Source organism: Zafaria cholistanensis, from assembly GCF_008580665.1.
GTDB lineage: Bacteria > Actinomycetota > Actinomycetes > Actinomycetales > Micrococcaceae > Zafaria > Zafaria cholistanensis.
Genome location: NZ_BKDJ01000001.1, coordinates 129,332 through 147,972, shown reverse-complemented (window position 1 = coordinate 147,972; position 18,641 = coordinate 129,332). Strand labels below are relative to the sequence as shown.

19 protein-coding genes are annotated in these 18,641 nt (G+C 71.4%); all 19 read right to left on the bottom strand.

Features of this window, described 5'->3' with window-relative positions; genetic code table 11:
- Positions 1-37: 37 nt before the first annotated feature.
- The 19 genes from NCCP_RS00800 to fliE all read right to left on the bottom strand — a co-directional run bounded on the left by NCCP_RS00800 (position 38) and on the right by fliE (position 18,629).
- Positions 38-472 (bottom strand): FliO/MopB family protein, encoded by a 435-nt coding sequence (locus tag NCCP_RS00800; RefSeq protein WP_149955197.1) that lies wholly within the window; start codon positions 470-472, stop codon positions 38-40.
- Positions 473-1,201, bottom strand: coding sequence for a flagellar motor switch protein FliN (gene fliN, locus NCCP_RS00795; protein WP_149955196.1), 729 nt, complete (start codon positions 1,199-1,201; stop codon positions 473-475). It lies immediately after the preceding gene.
- The gene (locus NCCP_RS00790) at positions 1,198-2,055 is read right to left on the bottom strand and encodes a flagellar motor switch protein FliM (RefSeq protein WP_149955195.1); all 858 of its coding nucleotides are present in this window, start codon (positions 2,053-2,055) and stop codon (positions 1,198-1,200) included. Before NCCP_RS00790 ends, fliN begins: the two co-directional genes overlap by 4 nt.
- On the bottom strand, positions 2,052-2,930 hold the full coding sequence (locus NCCP_RS00785) for an OmpA/MotB family protein (RefSeq protein ID WP_149955194.1): 879 nt from the start codon (positions 2,928-2,930) through the stop codon (positions 2,052-2,054). The genes NCCP_RS00790 and NCCP_RS00785 overlap by 4 nt, the downstream gene beginning before the upstream one ends.
- Positions 2,927-3,694: a motility protein A gene (locus NCCP_RS00780; RefSeq protein WP_149955193.1), complete on the bottom strand. Its 768-nt coding sequence runs from the start codon at positions 3,692-3,694 to the stop codon at positions 2,927-2,929. The genes NCCP_RS00785 and NCCP_RS00780 overlap by 4 nt, the downstream gene beginning before the upstream one ends.
- Before the next feature lie 3 nt (positions 3,695-3,697).
- Entirely contained in the window at positions 3,698-4,018 is a 321-nt protein-coding gene (locus NCCP_RS00775) for a flagellar FlbD family protein (protein WP_149955192.1), read from the bottom strand.
- A 190-nt stretch (positions 4,019-4,208) separates the two neighbouring features.
- Entirely contained in the window at positions 4,209-5,888 is a 1,680-nt protein-coding gene (locus NCCP_RS00770) for a ribonuclease J (RefSeq protein WP_149955191.1), read from the bottom strand.
- A gap of 158 nt (positions 5,889-6,046) precedes the next feature.
- Positions 6,047-6,637: a DUF1990 family protein gene (locus tag NCCP_RS00765; RefSeq protein ID WP_149955190.1), complete on the bottom strand. Its 591-nt coding sequence runs from the start codon at positions 6,635-6,637 to the stop codon at positions 6,047-6,049.
- Between the two features lie 9 nt (positions 6,638-6,646).
- Complete coding sequence (locus tag NCCP_RS00760) at positions 6,647-7,819, bottom strand: flagellar hook protein FlgE (RefSeq protein WP_149955189.1); 1,173 nt, start codon at positions 7,817-7,819, stop codon at positions 6,647-6,649.
- Between the two features lie 35 nt (positions 7,820-7,854).
- Positions 7,855-8,292, bottom strand: a complete 438-nt coding sequence (locus tag NCCP_RS00755; protein WP_149955188.1) for a flagellar hook assembly protein FlgD — start codon at positions 8,290-8,292, stop codon at positions 7,855-7,857.
- 95 nt (positions 8,293-8,387) lie between these two features.
- Complete coding sequence (locus NCCP_RS14880) at positions 8,388-9,110, bottom strand: flagellar hook-length control protein FliK (protein ID WP_172627239.1); 723 nt, start codon at positions 9,108-9,110, stop codon at positions 8,388-8,390.
- 1,208 nt (positions 9,111-10,318) lie between these two features.
- Positions 10,319-10,972 carry a C40 family peptidase gene (locus NCCP_RS00740; RefSeq protein ID WP_149955186.1) on the bottom strand — a complete coding sequence of 218 codons (654 nt, stop codon included), beginning with the start codon at positions 10,970-10,972 and terminating at the stop codon, positions 10,319-10,321.
- Between the two features lie 119 nt (positions 10,973-11,091).
- A complete protein-coding gene (locus NCCP_RS00735; protein WP_149955185.1) occupies positions 11,092-12,735 on the bottom strand; it encodes a hypothetical protein in 1,644 nt (547 codons plus the stop codon).
- Between the two features lie 196 nt (positions 12,736-12,931).
- Positions 12,932-13,375 carry a hypothetical protein gene (locus NCCP_RS15490; protein WP_149955184.1) on the bottom strand — a complete coding sequence of 148 codons (444 nt, stop codon included), beginning with the start codon at positions 13,373-13,375 and terminating at the stop codon, positions 12,932-12,934.
- 73 nt (positions 13,376-13,448) lie between these two features.
- Positions 13,449-14,792, bottom strand: coding sequence for a FliI/YscN family ATPase (locus tag NCCP_RS00725; RefSeq protein WP_414727685.1), 1,344 nt, complete (start codon positions 14,790-14,792; stop codon positions 13,449-13,451).
- A 77-nt stretch (positions 14,793-14,869) separates the two neighbouring features.
- Positions 14,870-15,481, bottom strand: a complete 612-nt coding sequence (locus NCCP_RS00720) for a FliH/SctL family protein (protein WP_149955183.1) — start codon at positions 15,479-15,481, stop codon at positions 14,870-14,872.
- A complete protein-coding gene (gene fliG, locus NCCP_RS00715) occupies positions 15,474-16,493 on the bottom strand; it encodes a flagellar motor switch protein FliG (RefSeq protein WP_149955182.1) in 1,020 nt (339 codons plus the stop codon). Before fliG ends, NCCP_RS00720 begins: the two co-directional genes overlap by 8 nt.
- 70 nt (positions 16,494-16,563) lie before the next feature.
- Positions 16,564-18,330 (bottom strand): flagellar basal-body MS-ring/collar protein FliF, encoded by a 1,767-nt coding sequence (gene fliF, locus NCCP_RS00710; RefSeq protein ID WP_149955181.1) that lies wholly within the window; start codon positions 18,328-18,330, stop codon positions 16,564-16,566.
- Complete coding sequence (fliE, locus tag NCCP_RS00705; protein ID WP_149955515.1) at positions 18,330-18,629, bottom strand: flagellar hook-basal body complex protein FliE; 300 nt, start codon at positions 18,627-18,629, stop codon at positions 18,330-18,332. The genes fliF and fliE overlap by 1 nt, the downstream gene beginning before the upstream one ends.
- Between the last annotated feature and the right edge of the window lie 12 nt (positions 18,630-18,641).

The following is an 18,641-nucleotide window of genomic DNA, read 5'->3' as shown; positions in this document are numbered from 1 at the left end:
TTTACCAGCAGCGAAGGGTCCGCCAAAAGAATCAGGCTCACAGCGCCCTTCGCCCCCGCCTCTGCTGCTGCGGCGCGGGCGGCCACCGGAAGGAGGCCGGCAAGGACGCAGGAAAGGAAGCTGCGGCACGGCCATCCCCCGCCGGTTGGGCTCCATAGGGCAGGTCCTCGTGCGGCAGCGCCTCCGGATGGACTGGCAAGTCCGGATCAACCTGGAACACCGGTGCCGGCGGCAGGTCGCCGTCGAGCACGCTGACTCCGTGCTCGGTCACCCCCAGCAGGTAGCGGCGCCCGTGCGCCTGCAGCACCACGGCGTGGGACTTGGGGCCGAGCGGGGTGCGGGAGAGCACCGAGACCTCGGCGCGCGGGTGGGCGCCGAGGCGGCCGGCGAACCGGCGCTGCAGGTACCACAGCAGCCCGAGCACCGCCGCCAGCGAGACCGCCACGCGCAGGACCAGGAAGAGCGAGTCCACCTAGGCGTGGTCCTCCGCCGAGTCGAGGATGCGGGTGATGCGGATGGCGTAGTCCTGGTCCACCACGACGACCTCGCCCTGGGCGATCTTGCGGCCGTTGAGCAGCACGTCGGCCGGGGCGCCGGCGGAGCGGTCCAGCTCCACGATCTTGCCCGGCTCCAGGTTCAGCACGTCGCGCACGCTCATGCGGGTGCGGCCGATCTCGACCGTCAGCTGCATCTCCACCGAGGAGATGCGGTTAAGGCCCGCGGCGACGTCGACCGGGAAGCCCGTCGCCGCGGGGGTGTGGGGGGCGGCCGCGGCCGCCGGGGCGGCCTGGGCCACCGAGATGCCGAACCACGCGACGATGTTCCCGAACGCGTCGCGCAGCGCATAGGTGGAGGTGTCGGCGGACGCCATGAACAGGGCCGGGTCGGCCAGGTAGGACTCGCCCAGGACGCCGGTGCCGAACCCGGCGACGGCGGCCTCCAGCGTGCCGTGCAGGACATCGCGCGGGGCGACCGTGCCCGCGGGGACGCCGGCCGCGGCGGCCAGCGCGGCGTCGTCGAGCACGCCCAGCACCACATCCGCCGAGGCGGTGCCGATGAACCCGGCACCGACCCAGGTCGCGGCGGTGCCCGGGGGCATCCGCTCCGGCGCGGCGGAGAGCGGGGTCTGCGCGGGGTAGGCCGCGGCGGCCGCCTCGGCGGCACGGGCCAGCGGATCCTGGGGGGAACGGGGGGCGGTCATGGGTTGTTCTCCTCGAGGGCGGTGACATGGGCGGCCAGGCGGGAACCGCTGGTGCCGACGGCGGCGCGGCCGATGGTGCGGCCGCTGACGGTCAGGTCGAAGGGTCGGTGGCGGGTGTGGTTGAGCCGCAGGACGTCGCCGACGCCCAGGGCCAGGATGTCCGCCGGGCGCACGGCCAGCGGCTCCAGGGACAGCGCCACGTCCAGCGGCACGGCAGCCAGCTGGGACTCCACGAGTTCGCGGGCGCCCTCCGTGCCGGCCACCGGGTTGGCCGCGCCCAGGCGGGCGAGCAGCAGGTCCGCCGGAATGGCCACGGTGGCGCTGCCGGAGAGCTGGCCGACGCGCAGGGTGAAGCCCGCAACCACCATCAGGTCGGTGATGGCCGCGGCCTGCGCGAACTGCGCGTTGTGCTGGATGCCCTCCACCACCATCGGCCCGGTGATCAGCGAGCCCAGGGAATAGCGCAGGTCCTCCAGGGTCTCCGTGGTGAGCCTGCCGACCAGGGTCGCTTCCAGCGGGGTGAGCTTGCGCTCGGGAACGGAGGCACAGCGGCCCCCAAGCATCCGGGCGATCCAGTCCAGGGCGGAGGCGACCGGGAACTGCACCACGATCCGGGCACTGTGGCCCGGGACCGAACACAGCACCATGACGGTCATGGACGGCATCTGGGCGACGTATTCGTCATAGGTCTGCATCAGCACGTAGTCGCTGGTGGCCACGGCCTTGGCGCGCACCTTCGCGGTCAGCTGGGTGGACCACTGGCGGGCGAAGGTTTCAAAGCCGAGCTCCAGGACGCGGCTGTGTTCGCGGGCCAGCGTGCTGGGCCGGTTGAAGTCGTAGGTTTCCACGGTCATTTGTGTTCGGCCGCCTGCGCGTCGTGGGTGTCGCCGGTCCCGCCGGAGGCACCGGCGGTGTCCTGCGCGTCCCCGGTCTTTTCGGTGTCCCCGGTCTTTTCGGTGTCCCCGGCTTTTTCGCTGTTTCCGGTGCCTTCGCTGTTTCCGGCCAGGACCACGATGTCCACCCGGCGGTTCAGGCCCAGGGACTTGCTGTCCGTGCCGTCGGTGAGGGGCTGCGCGTCGCCGAAGCCGGTGGCGCTGATCTCCGGCGCGGGAACGCCGTTGCGCTCCACCAGGTGGCGCAGCACCGTCACCGCGCGGGCCGCGGAGAGGTCCCAGTTGGTCTCATAGGGAGCGGAGGTGCTGCGGTAGTCGGCGTGCCCCTCGATGGAGAGCTCCCGGCCGGCCGCGGCCAGCTCCGGCCCCACCGCGCCAAGCACCTTGCGGGCCCTGGCGGTGAGCTGGTCGCTGTTGGTCTCGAAGTAGGTCTCCGAGCCGACCAGGCGCACGGTCAGTCCGTCGGGGTCCATCCGCAGGTCCACGGCCTGGCCCATCCCCTGCTGCTCCAGGGCCTGCTCCAGGTGCTGGCGCAGCGCCTGCAGGTCGGTGGGCTCGTCCTTGGCTTCCTCTGCCTCCACTACCGCCGCGGGGGCGGTCTGGGGCCCCTCCTCCGCCGTGCCGAAGCCCTCCGCCAGGGAGTGCTTGAGCGCCTCATACTTGCTCTGGTCGACCGAGGAAATCGCGAACAGCACAATGAACAGGCACATCAGCACGGTGACCATGTCCATGTAGGAGGCCATCCAGCGGTCCTTCCCCGAACCGTGCCCGCCTCCTCCGTGCCCGCCTCCCTGCCCGGCCCCGCCGCGCCGGGCGCTCCCGCCCCGGCGGCTCATGCGGCCTCCACGGGCAGGCGGTGCCGGGGAACCATGGCCCGCAGGCGGTCCTCCAGCAGGGCCGGCTGGCTGCCCTCGAGGATCGCGAGGGAGCCTTCCATGACCAGCACCATCTCCTCGGTCTCCAGGGCGCAGATGCGTTCCATGCGGGACCCGATCGGCAGCCAGATGAAGTTGGAGGTGAGCAGGCCCCACAGGGTGGCGACGAAGGCGGCGGCAATCATGTGCCCCAGGTTGCTCGGGTCGGAGAGGTTCTCCAGCACGTGGGTCAGGGAGACGACCGTGCCGATGATGCCGATGGTGGGGGCGTAGCCGCCCATGCTGTTGAAGAACCCGGCCCCGGCCGCGTCGGCGCGCTCGCGGGTGCCGATCTCCTCCTCCAGGAGGATGCGCAGTTCATCCCCGGGCATGCCGTCGACAATCCCCTGCAGGGCGGTGCGCTCGAACCGGTCGGTGGTCCCGGCCAGTGTCGCGTCGAGGGCGAGCAGGCCCTCGGCGCGGGCGGTGCGGGCCAGTCCGACCAGGCGCTCGATCGTCTCCGCCGGCGAAGGCACCTTGCCGGTGAAGGTGCGCGGCAGCAGCCTGATTCCGTGCAGGGCGTCGCGCCAGGTGGTGCTGGCCAGCCCCACGGCGATGGTCGCCCCGACCACCAGCACGATCGGCGCCGGCAGCAGCAGCGAGCTCAGGTGGGCGCCCTCCATGAAGACCATGGCCACGACGGAACCAAAGGCAAGCAGGAGCCCGATGATCAGCAGGGGGTCCATGCCTTAGCGTCCAATCTTTTCAGCGTCCGAAGCTGTGGGGTCCGGCTCTCCGGGCGCCCGTTCTCCACTGTGGGGTTCCGGCAGCGAGCAGTCCTTGGGGGAGGAATCCTCCGGGAGGGAACCCTCCGGGGAATGCGCGGCGAGCCGCAGGACCCGGGCCTTGGCCTGGTCCACCAGTGCGATCACCTCGGCCATGCTTTCGCGCACCACCAGGCGCTTGCCGTCGACCAGCACCAGGGTGGTGTCCGGGTTCTCGTGGATGCGCTCGACGAGTTCGGCGTTGACGGCGGCGGGCCGGCCGTTCAACGTGGTCACAACGATCACCAGTGGCTTCCTTCCGCCGACAGTGCACGGCCTGGTGCCGCCACGACCTGCTATCGGCAGCCGGGCGCGTCCCGTTAGCCCCACTCCCCCACCGGGGCTTCCGGCACGGAAACGGCACGACGCCGGCACCTGCGTGCCGGCGTCGTGCCGTGTGCGTGGTTGCGCCCTGCGCGGGCGCGGCGGGCTCGGTTTAGGCCTCGACGATGATGACCGTGACCACCGGCTTGCGCCGCAGCGCGCGGTCGGACCAGCGCACCAGCGCCTCGGAGATGGCGCGTTCGGCGTGCGGTCCGGTCTTTTCCCGCTTGAGGCCGGCCAGGGTCTTCTCCACCACGCCGGTGGCCTTTTCCAGCTCGGCCCGGGTGGGGGTGAAGCCCACGGGGAAGAACTCGGGGTCCTCCTCCAGTGCCCCGGTCTCCGGGTTCACGATCGCCAGGACGGTGACGGCGCCGTCCTCGGCCAGACGGATGCGGTCCTGCAGGGACTCTTCCGTGGCGGCACCGGCCACCAGGTTCTCCACGTAGACGTAGTTCGCCTGGACGTAGCCGGAAACGCGGGCCACGCCGTCCTTGAGGTCGATCGTGGTGCCGTCCTCGACGATCAGGGTCTGCTTGGGGTCAACCCCGGTGCGGACCGCCAGTTCCGCGTTGGCCTTGAGGTGGCGGTATTCGCCGTGCACCGGCACCACGTTGCGGGGGCGGACCAGGTTGTAGCAGTACACCAGCTCGCCGGCGGAGGCGTGGCCGGAGACGTGGACCTTGGCGTTGCCCTTGTGCACCACGTTGGCGCCGAGCTTGGTGAGGTCGTTGATGAGCCGGTAGATCGAGGTCTCGTTGCCCGGGACCAGCGAGCTGGCCAGCAGCACGGTGTCCCCGTCGCGCAGGTCGATCTGGTGGTCGCCGCTGGCCATGCGCGCCAGCGCCGCCATCGGCTCGCCCTGGGAGCCGGTGCAGATGAACACGGCCTTGGACGGCGGCAGCTTTTCCAGCTCCTTGAAGTCCACCAGCATGCCGCGCGGGATCTTCAGGTACCCCAGCTCGCGGGCGGTGCCCATGTTGCGGACCATCGAGCGTCCCACGAACGCGATCTTGCGCCCGTATTTGTGGGCGGCGTCGATGATCTGCTGGATGCGGTGCACGTGGCTGGCGAAGCTGGAGACCACGATCTTCTGCGGGGAGGTCCGCATGACGGTGTCGATCGCCGGGTACAGCTCCTCCTCGGAGGCCATGAATCCGGGGACCTCGGCGTTGGTGGAGTCGGGCAGGAACAGGTCCACGCCCTCCTCGCCCAGGCGGGCGAAGCCGGCCAGGTCGGTGATCCGGCGGTCCAGCGGGAACTGGTCCATCTTGAAGTCGCCGGTCTGCAGCACCAGGCCCGCGGGGGTGCGGATGGCCACGGCCAGGCTGTCCGGGATGGAGTGGTTCACGGCCAGGAACTCGAGGTCGAACGGCCCCAGCTTCCTGCGGTCACCCTCACGCACGTGCACCATCTTGGCGGTGATGCGGTGTTCCTGGAGCTTGGTCTTCACGAAGGCCAGGGTGAGCTTCGCGGAGATCACGGGGATGTCCGCGCGTTCCTTGAGCAGGTACGGCACGCCGCCGATGTGGTCTTCGTGGCCGTGCGTGAGGACCAGGCCCACGACGTCGTCGAGGCGGTCGCGGATGGCGGAGAAGTCCGGAAGGATCAGGTCCACGCCCGGGTGGTGCTCCTCCGGGAAGAGCACGCCGCAGTCCACGATCAGGAGCTTGCCGGCGTACTCGAAGACAGTCATGTTGCGGCCGATTTCGCCGAGGCCGCCCAGCGGGACAATGCGCAGGGCCCCCTTCGGCAGCGCGGGCGGGGCGGGGCGGCGGTGGGTGGTCAATGGCATCCAATCTCTAGCGGGTACTGCGGCGGTGGGCAATCATGGGCGGAAAACGCCCGGAACCGGATTGCCGGCGGTGAAATCTTCGGGGCCGAATGGCCCGGTTGGGGCTCGGCGGCCTGCCCCGCGGCAACGACGGCGGGACGGCATATGCATGCTTGACTTTACCACCGCCCCGGCGTATCCCCAGGGCCTGCGTTCGGACCGGCGTGCGGACCGGCGTCGGGCTCCCCGCCGGAGCGCCCGCCTTCCAGCGCCCGCAGGTACCTGCCGGTGACGGCCCGCTGGATCCAACGGGCCAGCAGCCCGGCCGCCCTGACCCACCAGAAGGCGGGGACGGAGAAGGCGGTGATGGTGAATTCCACGGTGCCGTCGTCGTGCCAGTCCAGGCAAAAGCGTTCCTCGCCCCGCTCCGGGTGGCCGTGCAGCGTGCCGTAGGCGAATCCCTGGCGGCGGGGTTCGTCGATGACGTAGACCACCCGGCACCCGGCCGCGATGGCGAACCGCCCGGGGCCCAGGCGCAGTTCCACGGACAGACCCGGGGCGGCACGGGGCGTGGAGGCGGGCACCCGGATCCCGGCCCCGCGGTGCATTTCCCACGTCAGCAGCCGTTCGGCCGCCGTGCGGAACAGCTCACCGCCGCGGCCCAGGACGCGGCGCTGCACCACTGTCTGGTACCCGTCCGGGAGCGGTCCCCGCGTGGCGCCGACTTCCGAGTAGGAGAAGCCCTGCTGGTCCAGCGGCTGGTGCGGCATGGCTGAATGCTAGCGCTTGAGGTTGGTCAGTTCCTGGAGGACGTCGTCGCTGGTGGTGATGATGCGGGCGTTCGCCTGGAAACCGCGCTGGGCCACGATGAGGTTGGTGAACTCCTGGGACAGGTCCACGTTGGACATCTCCAGGTAGCCGGAGGCCAGCGTGGACGCGCCGTTGGCTCCGGGCTCCACAAGGGTCGCCGCGCCGGAGTTGCCGGTGGCCCGGTAGAGCGAGTCCCCGGCCTTCTCCAGCCCGCCCGGGTTGGCGAAGTCCGCCAGCGCGATGCGCCCGACCGCCAGGCGGGCGCCGTTGCTGTAGGCGGCGGTGACGGTGCCGTCCGGGCCAATCGAGAAGGACTCCATCATCCCGGCCGCACGCCCGTCCTGGCTGGTCAGGCCGGCGGTGTCCAGGCCGGAGTATCCGGTGACCGCGGACAGGTCCACCGTCGCCCCGCCCACGGTGAGTGCGGCCGACTGGGTCTGCACGCCGTTGGAGAAAGCCAGGCTGGTGGTGGCGGTGTTTCCGGCGCCGTCATTGGCCGCAACATCCCACCCGTAGGCGGTGCGGGTGAATTCGAGCGAAAAGTTGCGGGCGGCGCCGGTTTCGTCGTACACGGTGATCTCGGTGCTGCGCACGGTGCCGGGGGCGGCCTGGTCGGGCAGGTTCCCGGAGGCTCCCAGGGCGGCGGTCGCCACGGCCGGGCTGGCCGTGGTGCTCACGACGTTCAGGGCGCCCAGCGTGGCGGCGGTGTCCACTACGCCGTTGGTGGCGGGCCACCCCTGCAGCAGCGCCCCGCTGGGGGTCTTCAGTCGGCCCTGGTCGTCCACCTCGAACCCGCCGGCGCGGGTGTAGTACTGCTGGCCGCCCTGGGACACCACGAAGTACCCCTCCCCGGCGATCATCACGTCGGTGGCCTTGCCGGTGGGCTGCAGGGATCCCTGGGCGGTGTTCGTCGCGATGGCTGCGACCTGGACGCCCAGGCCCACCTGGGCCGGATTGGTGCCGCCGGCCTGGGCGTCGCCCGCGGCGCCGTCGGCCGCCATCTGGGACAGCGTGTCCTGGAAGACCACCGAGGAGGACTTGAAGCCGGTGGTGTTGACGTTGGCGATGTTGTTGCCGGTGACGTCAAGCATGGTCTGGTGCGAACGCAGGCCGCTGATGCCGGAGTACAGGGAACGAAGCATGGCGTTGACCTTTCGGGGCCGGGAAGGGAAGTCGGTTACGCGGTGGTTGCACCGGGGCCCGGGACGCTGGCCCCGGTGATTCCGGACAGTGGGACGTCGGTGCCGTCCACGGACAGGGTAGGTCCTGCCCCGCCGAAGGAGACGGAGTCCACGGTTCCGGAACGGCTCGTGCCGGAGGCATCCGTCCAGGTGACGGCCGCGCCGATCAGCTGCGCGGCCTGGGTGCTCTGCTGCGCGGTGAGCAGCCCCCCGACGCCGTCCGTCAGCTGGGTGAGGCTTTCCATCATGGCCAGCTGGGTGGTTTGGGCGACCATGTCGGTGGTATCCATCGGCGAGCTGGGGTCCTGGTTCCGCAGCTGGGTGACCAGAAGCTGCATGAAGACCTCGCTGTCCATGGCCTGCTTGGCCTCGCGGACGGAGCCGGACCCGGCCAGCGCCGCCCCGGAGGCGGAGGCGATGGCTTCGATCGACATGGTTTCTCCTTGGCGTGTGGGCGTGCTTGTGCTGGTCTATCGGTTCTCCGGGGCCGCGCGTAAGCAGGACCTCCCCTAAAAGGGGGTTTGGCACCTCACGCCAACACGTCCAGGCTCCCGGTCCCGGCATCACCGGGGAGCACGACGCCGGTTGTTCCGTCCGCGGCAGGGCCACCGGCGCCGCGGCCTCCCGGGGTTCCGGGCAGGGCGGATCCGGGGCCGTCCCCGTCTTGCCGTGGGTTGTTTTGGCCGGGGTTGTTTTGGCCGGGGCTGTTCTGATCCGGGTTGTTCTGCCCGAAGCTGTTCTGCCCGAAGCTGTTCTGTCCGGCGCTGTTTTGGCCCCAACCGTTTTGGCCCGCGCCGTGCTGGCCCCAACCGTTCTGGCCCGCGCCGCCGCCGGTGTCGCCGCCGGGCAGGGCCCCGTGGCCGGTTCCCTGCGCGAGGGCGCCGGGCCGACCCGGGTCCGAAGGCAGGTGGATGCTCACCTGGGCTTGGGCCCCCAAGACTTGGGCGAGGTCGCGGCGCAGGTCGGCCAGGCCCAGGCGCAGCGCTTCGCGTCCGGCCTGGGTGGCGGGGGCAAGTTCCACCTTGATGCTCCCGTCCGCGCCGATGGTGGCGCGGACGGTGACGGGCCCGTACGTGTCCGGGCTGACCCGGACGGTGACGGAATGCTCCCCCGCTCCGGCCGTGGCCAGCAGGGCGACCGGTCCACCCAACTGGCGGTTCAGGGGCACATGGCCGGCCATCGCGGGGCGGGCCGCGGGTGCGCCGGCCTCCGCCACGGGCCCCGGGGAGGACACCTCGCCCGCGGCAGGCACCGGAACGCCGGCCCCTGTGGAGGAAGATACTGCTCCCTGGGCAGGATGATGGGCCGGAATCACCAGGCCGCCCTGGAGGACGTCCTGCCGCCCGCTGTGCAGGCCAGCACCGTCCGGCCCCACACCATCCAGACCCGCACCCTCCGCACCAGAACCGCCCGAGCCAGAACCGCCCGAGCCACTGTCACCGCCCTGTGCGGGTTTGCCCTGTACAGATTGGCCCTGCGTGGATTCATCCGGTCCGGAGCCGCCTGGCGGGGATTGGCCCAGCGCAGATCCACCCGGTCCGGATTTGCCCAGCCCGGATTTGCCCAGCCCAAATTCAACCAGCGCAGATTCAACCAGTGCAGATCCACCCTCCCCGGATTCATCCATGGACTGGCCGGCGAGCGCGCCGGGAATGCCGTCGACTGCGGACCCCGTGCCTGACGCCCCTGAAGCGGCCATGCCGGGCACAACCGAAGGAATCGTCCCGGACAGTGAGGTACCGGGCAAGGACGTTTGGGGCAAGGACGCTTCGGGCAAGGACGTTCCAAACAAGAACTTTTCAGCCGCGGCTCGTCCATTCGAGGTCACGGCGGAACCCGGCATGCCTGGCAGCGCGGCAGACGCCTCTCGGAGGCGTCCTTGCCCCTGCTCCGGAACCGGCCCGGTGTCCTGAAGGCCCACGCCGGCCGCGGCACGGAAAGCCGGGTCTGCCGGGGCAAGGCCGGCAGTTGCTGGGCCGGGCAACCGGGCGTCCCAGTCCTGGTCGGGGCCGGCGGAGTTTACGGCCGGGCCGGCGGATCCCAGGCTGGAGCCGGCAACCCCCTGGTCTCCCGAGGCCAGGTCTCCCCGGGCCAGGTCTCCCCGGGCCAGGTCTCCCCGGGCCAGGCTACCCCCGGCTTTTGGTGCCCCTTCGGCCTGGAGGGGGACGGGGAAACCCGTTGTCCCTAGGGAGACAACTGCGGCCCGGGCCCTACTGTCCACCGATCCACCCGCTCCCTCACCCGAGCGCAGTGTTTCACCGGCACGGCGTGCCTCGTCAAGGTTGCGTGCGTCCTCAAGGCGGCGTGCATCCTCCAGGCTGCGCTCGAAGCCGGGGTCCGGGTCCCGTCCCGCCCGAATACGTCCGGTTCCCTGACGCGTGGCATCCGGGCGCGTGGCATCCGGGCGCGCGGACGCCTGGCGCACCGCGCTTTGGAGTGCGGCCAGGTCCCCCGCGGCGATCATCCGGCGGCCGGCACAACGCGCCGGATCGTATCGATGTCATCGGCACTGGTCAGCGACCTGATGGAGACGGACTCTCCGGGCTGTGGCGCATGCAGGATCCTGTTGTCGCCCAGATAGATGGCAATGTGGGAGCCGTTGCGCATCCCCAGCAGGTCCCCGGGCCGGGCCTCGGCGAGGGAAGCGACCAGGGCGCCTTCCTTCGCCTGGTCGCGCGCCACCCGCGGCATGTCCACGCCAAGTTCCCCCAACACCAGCTGCACCAGGCCGGAGCAGTCCAGGCCTTTGTCGGGATCGGTTCCGCCCCACACGTAGGGCACTCCGAGGTACTTCTTGGCCGTGGCAACAATGGCTCCTCCGGCCGCGGTGTCACCCGTGGAGGAAGGCGCCTGGGAGGTGGCGCTGGCGGAGTCCAGGGCCTGGGCGAAGAGCGAGGAGCGGGAAGCTTCCGAGCCCAGCAGCGTGGACAGCGACTCCAGGGAGGTGCCGGAGGTGTCCATGCCCAGGCGGGAGGCCAGCGATTCCAGCGATGACGTGCCGGATACCGCAGTCCGCGCCGCGGCGTCCCCGGCAATGGAGGCCCCGGTGGTCTGCGCCATGGCGAACCGCGACTGGATGCTGGAGATGCGCTCCAGCGCCGCCTCGTAACTCATCGGGCCCTTTCCGTGGGGTTCAGCACCTACTGTCGGCAGGACCGGGCGGAAGTTAAGCACGCGCGGGAAAGCAGCCCGCCGAACACGCCGGTCTGGGGGCTGCCTCCCTGCCTGTGCATCTACAGTTGCGCGATGATTCGGGCGCGCACGGCCTTCAGTTCGTCAGCGGAGATCAAGCCCTCCTCGCGCAGGGCCTGCAGGCCGCGCAGCCGCTCCGCCGGCGATCGGGCCCCATCTGTGTCCGGTCCGACCGTCTCATCAGGCATATGCCGTGCCAGGCTTTGCGTGATGAGGAACTCCTGGCGGATAACCTCCTGCAGGGAATCCCACGTGGGCGGGGGGTCGCCCGGGATGATTTTTACCCTGCCCCAGTTGACGGGGATTCGCTTGCGGTCGATGTCCTGGACCATCCCCAGACACCGCTGGACGTCCCAACGGTAATCGTCGCCCATCAGCACCTCGAGCGTGACGACGCTGAAAGCCGTGGTCAGCCGATAGCCGCGCTCAAGCAGGGTTGGCCCGTCCATGTGTCCATCCAGCGGCGGGTCTCCCTCGTAGCGAACGACGGCCTGTACGGTGCCGTGGAAGACGCCGTCGCCGGCGGTGTTGGTCAGGTCCATGATGGGCCCCTCGATGGTGTAAGCCAGCGTCCCTCCGCCCCCGGGGTACTTGGCGGCCACACTGACGACGGGCGGGCGGTACATCGAGGCTGCCGGCTCCAGCGTCACCCCGACGGTGCCGGAAGGCCCGTCGAGCGGCCTGCCGTCCAGGAGCCAGCGCACCTGCTCGACGGGGGTCCCGCTAAGGTTCGTAACAATGAACCTGGTGGTGGTGGTTTGGCGGAATGTCATTGCCTGGTAGGTTTTCGGGGCGAACCAGCACACCTTGGCATCGACTGGGGTCATCTCAACCAGTTGCCGTTGAACTGAGTGGACCGAGGAGATGAAGCTGTGCCTGTGGACGCGGTCTCCGGAGGCGAACCCCGTGACCTCGTAGTCCGCGCCCGCGTCCATGAAACGCAGGCTGATCGGTTGCAGGGACTGCAGTTGGCCGGTGGTGAAGAGGGCTGCCTGAACCCCCAGCGAGTCGTCGTCATCGAAGCTCTCATCCACATCCGCCTCAGTCTCCATGGCGGCCTCGATCGGTGCCAGCAGGGAGGACTTCAGCCGGACGGCGAGCTCCCTGGCCACGTTTGCCGCCCCCACGGGGTCCGCAAGCCGTCGCATGCGGGCCGTGAGACCAAGGCCGCCCGCCGGTTGGGGCAGCAGGTTTCCTTGGGCGTCCGTGGTGAGCGCCGCGTCGAATCCCGGATCGCCGTGGAGGAGAAGGTTCAACAGGTCCGTGAGGGCCGTCCCCACCAGGCGTTCGAACTCCTTCCGGCCCTCTTCTGACGTCCTGGGAGCGTACTCGTCCTGGTCCCACAGCAGGCACACGATGCCCCCGAACCCGTCGAACCATCCGGTTCCGTCGAGGAACGCGGGCCGCAGGCGGAAGGTGCGGGTACCAAGCGCTGCGGGGATCGGCACCGGATGCGGGCCCGCGCCAATGCTGCCGGAGCCCCGAATGTTGGGGAAGTGGGGTCCTCCAGCGAAGGTGTGGACCTCCACGGTGGGGATCAGCGGATTGGCGCCGGAACGGAGCGTGTCCGCGTCGACTTTGAAGCCAACGACCCACAGGTACGGCTCGTCCCCTCCGGAATCCTGGGTTTTCTTGACCAGGATCCTGCTCAGCACGAAGGTGGCGTCGAGTTCGGGTGTTCTCATGGCGGCTGCCCTCTCTAGCGTCCGCAGGGTCAGGGCGGAGCCAAGCGGCCTGACCCCTGTTGCCCCCTCCAGCATGGACTCATCCGCGGGTGGAAGGAACAGAAAAGGCCGGGGCAGAGTGCGGCGGCATCCCGTGGAATCTGCCGGCGCCGTTTCCGCCTCTCTGTGGCCTCAAAGCGTCCGGCTGCCCCGCCCGTCAACTCCCCCGGGTCCGGGACCAGGACGCGGCACCGGCCTCATCCAGGGCGGCCTGCTCAAGGCGTCCCGCGGCCGCCGCAGCCTCCGCGGCCCGGCGCTCCACGGCCTTCGCTGCCGTGGCTGCCGCCTGGCGGGCCTCCCTCAGTCCGTCCTCGGCGGCCGCGGCCGCGCTGGCGTGCTCAGCGGCCATGCCCCGCAGTTCGGCCAGCAGCCCGTACCCGCCCAACCGGGCTTGGAACGCGGCGGTGGCTGCGGTGGCCGCGGCCTGCGCCGCCGACTCCGCCTGAGCCGCCGCCTCCATCTGCGCGTCGACCTCTTCCACCCGACGTCCCGCCGCTCCGGCCCGGCGGGAGGCCTCCCCCGCCTTGGCGGCAGCGAGGTCCTCCTCCAGCCGGCGCAGCCGCAGCAGCGAGGCGAGCCGGTTGGTCCCGCCTGTGCTCATGACTCGCACCGCTTCATGGCCCGATCCATCCTCATGCCAGCCCCTGTTCCTGATCTTCCTGCCCGGACACCGTTCAGGCCCCCGCTGCCAGCTTGGCGGCCAGTTCCTGGATCCCCTGCCCGGACACCGCGGCCGGGACCGGATGGTCCATGTCCTGGCGCAGGAACGCGTCCAGGTCCGCCTGGTGGCGCAGTGCGGCGTCGACCAGGGGGTTGGCGCCGGCCTTGTACGCGCCGACGTCGATCAGGTCCCGGGCCTGCGCGCGGGCGGCCATGACGCGGCGCACCGCGGTGGCGGCGGCGCGCACGGGCGGGGACGCGATGCGCGATTCCAGCCGGGACACCGAACCCAGCACGTCGATCGCCGGGTAGTGCCCGGAGACGGCGAGCGCGCGGTCCAGCACGATATGCCCGTCCACGATCGAGCGCACGGTGTCCGCCACCGGCTCATTGTGGTCATCGCCCTCCACCAGGACCGTATACAGCGCGGTGATGGAGCCGACCGGCGCCGGGCCGGTGCGCTCCAGCAGCCCGGCGAGCAGCGGGAAGACCGAGGGCGGGTAGCCGCGGGTCGCCGGAGGCTCGCCCGAGGTGAGGCCGATCTCCCGCTGGGCCATCGCCACCCGGGTGAGCGAGTCCATCATCAGCACGACGTCGGCGCCCCCGTCGCGGAAATGCTCGGCGATGCGGGTGGCCGTGCGGGCCGCCCGCAGGCGCATCAGGGCGGGCTGGTCGCTGGTGGCGACAACCACCACCGAACGCGCCAGCCCCTCGGGGCCGAGGTCGTCCTCAAGGAATTCTCGGACCTCGCGCCCGCGCTCGCCCACCAGGGCGATCACGCTCAGGGCGGCTTCGGAGCCGCGGGCCACCATGGAAAGCAGGGAGGACTTGCCGACGCCGGATCCGGCGAACAGGCCCATGCGCTGGCCGCGGCCCAGCGGGGTGAACGCGTCAATGGCGCGCACTCCCGTGGACAGCTGCTCCCGGATGCGGCTGCGTTCCAGCGCCTCCGGCGGGGCCTGGTGGCTGTCTACCGGGACGGTTCCGGCCAAGGGCCCCTTGCCGTCGATGGGCCGGCCCAGCCCGTCCAGGACCCGGCCCAGCAGGCCGGGCCCAATCCGGACCAGGCCGCTGTCCGGGGCCGCCACGGCGTCGTCGCCGACCTGGAGCCGGGCGGCGGGTTCCAGGGCCATGCAGCGCAGCGAGCCCGGGCCGGCGGAAACCACCTCGGCCAGGCCTCCGCCGCAGCGCACCACTCCGCCCACGGGCAGTGCGAGCCCGGTGACCTCAGAGCCCAGTCCGCTGACGGCCACCACCCGGCCGGTGCGCCGCGGAGCCCCGGCCGCGGCCATGCCGGCCAGCAGCCCCTGCAGCTCCGGCGGCCGGCCCGGCTCCAACTTCCGGCCCGGCTCCAACATTCCGCCCGGTCCCGATATCACGCCCGGTCCCGATATCACGCCCGGTTCCGCCAGGCTGCCGGGGGCGGCTGCGGGCCTCACCAGTCCTCGCCTTGCAGCGCGGCGCGGGCGCGCGCCACGGCGGCGCCAAGCCGCGCGTCGATCCACCCGCCGTCGTACTCCGCCACGGCGTCCCCGCGCGCCAGGGCCGGGTCCGCCACCAGCACGACGCCGGCCGGCCCCTGCCCGGGCACGCCGGCCAGGCCGGAGAGGGCGGCCAGGTCCTCCGGATGCAGCCGGACCGTGTGGACGGGCGGGTCGGTGGGCACTGCGAGCGCCCGGTCCAGGGCGGACCGCGCCCGGTCCCCCAGCACGCCGGAGCCAAGCAGGTCCGCGGCCAAATCCAGGGCGGCACCGGCCAGCAGGCCGGTCAGCTGCTCCAGGTGGTCCACCATGCGGGCGTTCAGCCCGGCCGCAGCGGCCTCGAGGGCCTGGACCGCGGCGGCCGCCCGGGCCTGTTCGGCCTCGCGGCGGCGTTCCGCCTGGGCCTCCAGTTCGGCGCGGGCAGCAGCCAGTCCGGCCGCCGCGCGGGCGGCGCCGGCGGCGTAACCGGCGGCATGGCCGCGGACCCGGGCGCGTTCGGATGCGGTGTCGATCCGCTCCGTGCCCAGGACAGGAAGTTCCAGCGACCGGTAGGCCGGCTCAGACATAGCTGTCCTCCTCCATGCGGCGGACGTTCACCTCGCCCTGCGCCTCGAGGGCGCGGACGGCCCGGACAATCTCCGCCCGGGCGTCCTCCACCTGCGAGGAGCGGACCCGGCGCTGGATCGAGGTCTCCTCCGCCAGGGCCGCCAGGGTGCGTTCGCTGATATTGGACTCGATGGCCTCGACGACGGCCGTGGGGGCACCGCGCAGGGCCAGCGCCAGCAGGGCGGGGTCGGCCCCGCGCAGGACTTTCTGCAGGTCCAGGTTCTCCAGCTTGGCCAGATCGGCGAAGGTGAACAGCCGCGAGCGGACCTCCTCGGCCAAGGCGGGGTCGGTCTCGGCCAGGGACGCCAGCAGGCCGCGTTCGGTAGCGGCGTCGGAGCGGTTGAGGATGTCCACCAGCGGCTGGATCCCGCCCAGGCTCTCCCCCGCGTTGCGGGTGGTGACCACGGCGCCGACGCGGCTCTTGAGGGATTCCGCGACCAAAGCCACGGCTTCGGGGACGGCCGGGCCCATCTCCGCGATCGCCTGGGCCACCTGGACGCGGGAGGCTTCGGGCAGACCGGCCAGCACCGCCGACGCGTGGTCCGGCTGCAGGTGGGCCATGACCAGGGCCGCGGTCTGCGGCAGTTCGCCGTCGAGCAGGCTGGAAATCTGCCCGGCGTCGACGTCCTCGAGGAATTCGAAGGAACGGCCGGCCATGCTCGCGGACAGGCGGTCCATCACCCCGGAGGCGCGGTCGCGGCCGTAGGTGGCCTCCAGCAGGCCGGCCGCCACGTCCTTGCCGCCGCGGGCCGGGCGCTGGCCGGAAAGGGTCAGCTCGTGGAACTCGGCAAGGGCGGCGTCGGCTACCGCCGCCTCGACCCGGCGCAGCCGCGCGATCTCGGTGGCCAGGTCCTGGGCCTCGGTTTCGCTGAGTTCGCGCATGACCGCGGCGGCGGCCTCCTGGTCGAGCTGCATCAGCACGACGGCGGCCTTTTGCAGCCCGGACAGTTCGCTGCGGGGGTTCGCTTTCACGTCGTGGCTTTCATGTCATGGCTTTCAGGGGTCACGGCTTTCACGGATCACGGCTTTCAGGGGTCGGCTTTCAGGCCGGAACGTTTTCCGCGGCCGCCGGAGCAGTCGCGGGGGCGGCCGAGGGATCCTGGGCGGGTGTTCCCGCCGGAGCGGGGGCTGCCGGTTTGGCCGCGGCGGGGGCGGTGCCCGAGTCCCCGTCGATGAGGGCCCGCAGGAACTCCGCGGTGCGTGCCGGGTCGGTCGCCGCCAGGTGGCCGACCGCGGCCCGCTGGCGGTCGGCCTGGGTGGAGGCTCCTGCGGCGAGCTCCGGACGGGCTGTGGGGAGGGCTTCGATCGCCGGGGCCTGTGCCACCGCCGGGAGCACCGCCGGGATGGAGGTGGTGGCCGGGGGTGCGGTGACTGCCGCGGTCGGCGCCGACCCGAGCCGGGCCAGCGTGCGCATCTCCTCGAGCTCGAACTCCTCGGGGCTCTCCAGCGGTTCCCGGCGGTCGCGGCGGCGGGCCCGGGCGATGAAGAAGGCGGCCATGGCCAGGCCCAGCACGACGGCGGCGGCGATGATGCCCCCGCGAATGAGTTCCTCCTGGCGGGCCGCCTCCTCGGCAGCCTGCGCCGCGGCCAGGGCGGCGGCGGCCTGCTCGGCGGCCTGCGTGTTGAAGGGAACCACTTCGACGGCGAGGCTGTCCCCGCGCTGGTTATCGACGCCGGCGGCCGAGGAGACCAGGTTGCTCAGTGCGTCCACGTCCACGCCCCCGGCGGCGGCCGCGTCGATCGCCACGGAGATGCTCTGCCGGCGCACCTGGCCGGCCGGGATGGAACTGGTTTCGACCACCTTGTCCACGGCATTGGTCCTGCTGGCCGATTCGTTGAGGTACTCGCCGGTGCCGTTCGCCCCCTCCGGGACAGCGATGTTGTCGGGGCCAAGGACCCCGCCCCCGCTCCCACCCCCGGTGCCGGTGTAGCTTTCGCTGTCCGAAGTCTCGGTCAGTGCCGTCTTCCTGCCGCCGTAGGTTTCGGAGATCCGCTCGGTGGTGTCGGTGCTCATGTCCGCGGCGACCGCCACGGTCGCGTTGCCGACGCCGACCACACGGTCCAGCACGCCCTGCACGGCGGCGGAGACACGCTGTTCGTAGTCGGTGGCCTGCTCGTCGGCGCTTCCCACGGCGCCGGAGCCCACGGCGGAGAGCACCTTGCCGGAGGAGTCCACCACGGCCACGTTGGCGGGGGTCAGTCCCTCGATGGCGGCGCTGGTCAGGTGCACCACGGCCTGGACCTGCTCCTTGGTCAGGCCCCGTCCCGGCTGGGTCTCCACGAACACCGAGGCGGTGGGCTCGGCGGCGTTCTCCGTGAACACGGTTTCCTCGGGGATGGCGAGCTGGACGGATGCGCCCTTCACCCCGTCCAGGGAGGCCACGGTGCTGGCCAGCTCACCCTCCAGCGCGCGCTTGTAGGTGACGTCCTGCTGGAATTCGGAGGAGGTGACCCCCACCGAGTCCAGCAGCGAGTAGCCGTCAGCCTCCGCGGCCGGCAGCCCGGAGGAGGCGGCCTTGAGCCGCTGGTCGTACACGTTCTCCTGGGGCACCAGGATGGTGCCCCCGCCGTCGGTGAGCTGGTAGGGGACGTTGTCCGCCTGGAGCTGTTCGACGACCAGGCTTGCGTCCGCGGCCTGCAGCCCGCTGAACAGCGGGGTGTAGGAGGGGCGGGCCAGCCAGAACCCCAGGGCGGTGGCCCCCAGGACCAGCACCCCCAGGCCGATCAGCGCGATTGTGCGCTGGGCGATGGTGAACTCGCGGAGGGCCGAAACCATCCGGCCCACGACGGGCGGCACGGCGGTTGCCATCAGGCCTGCATCCTCATGATCTCGTTGAAGGCATCAATGCCCTTGTTGCGGACGGTGGCGATCAGTTCCAGCGACACCGCGGCGCGCGCGGAGGCGATGGTCGCCTTGTGGATGTCGTCCAGGTTCCCGGTCACGGCCTGCAGCGCCAGGGCCTTGGAGGTGCCCTGCAGGCCCTGGGCCTCGTCCACCGCGGAGGCAAGGGTCCCGGCGAAGGAGGTGCCGCCGTCGTTTGCAGCCGGCGCGGTGGCCCGCGGGGCCTGGATGGCCGCTTGGGCGTCCTCCCACAGGGAGGCGACCATGCCGGATCCGCC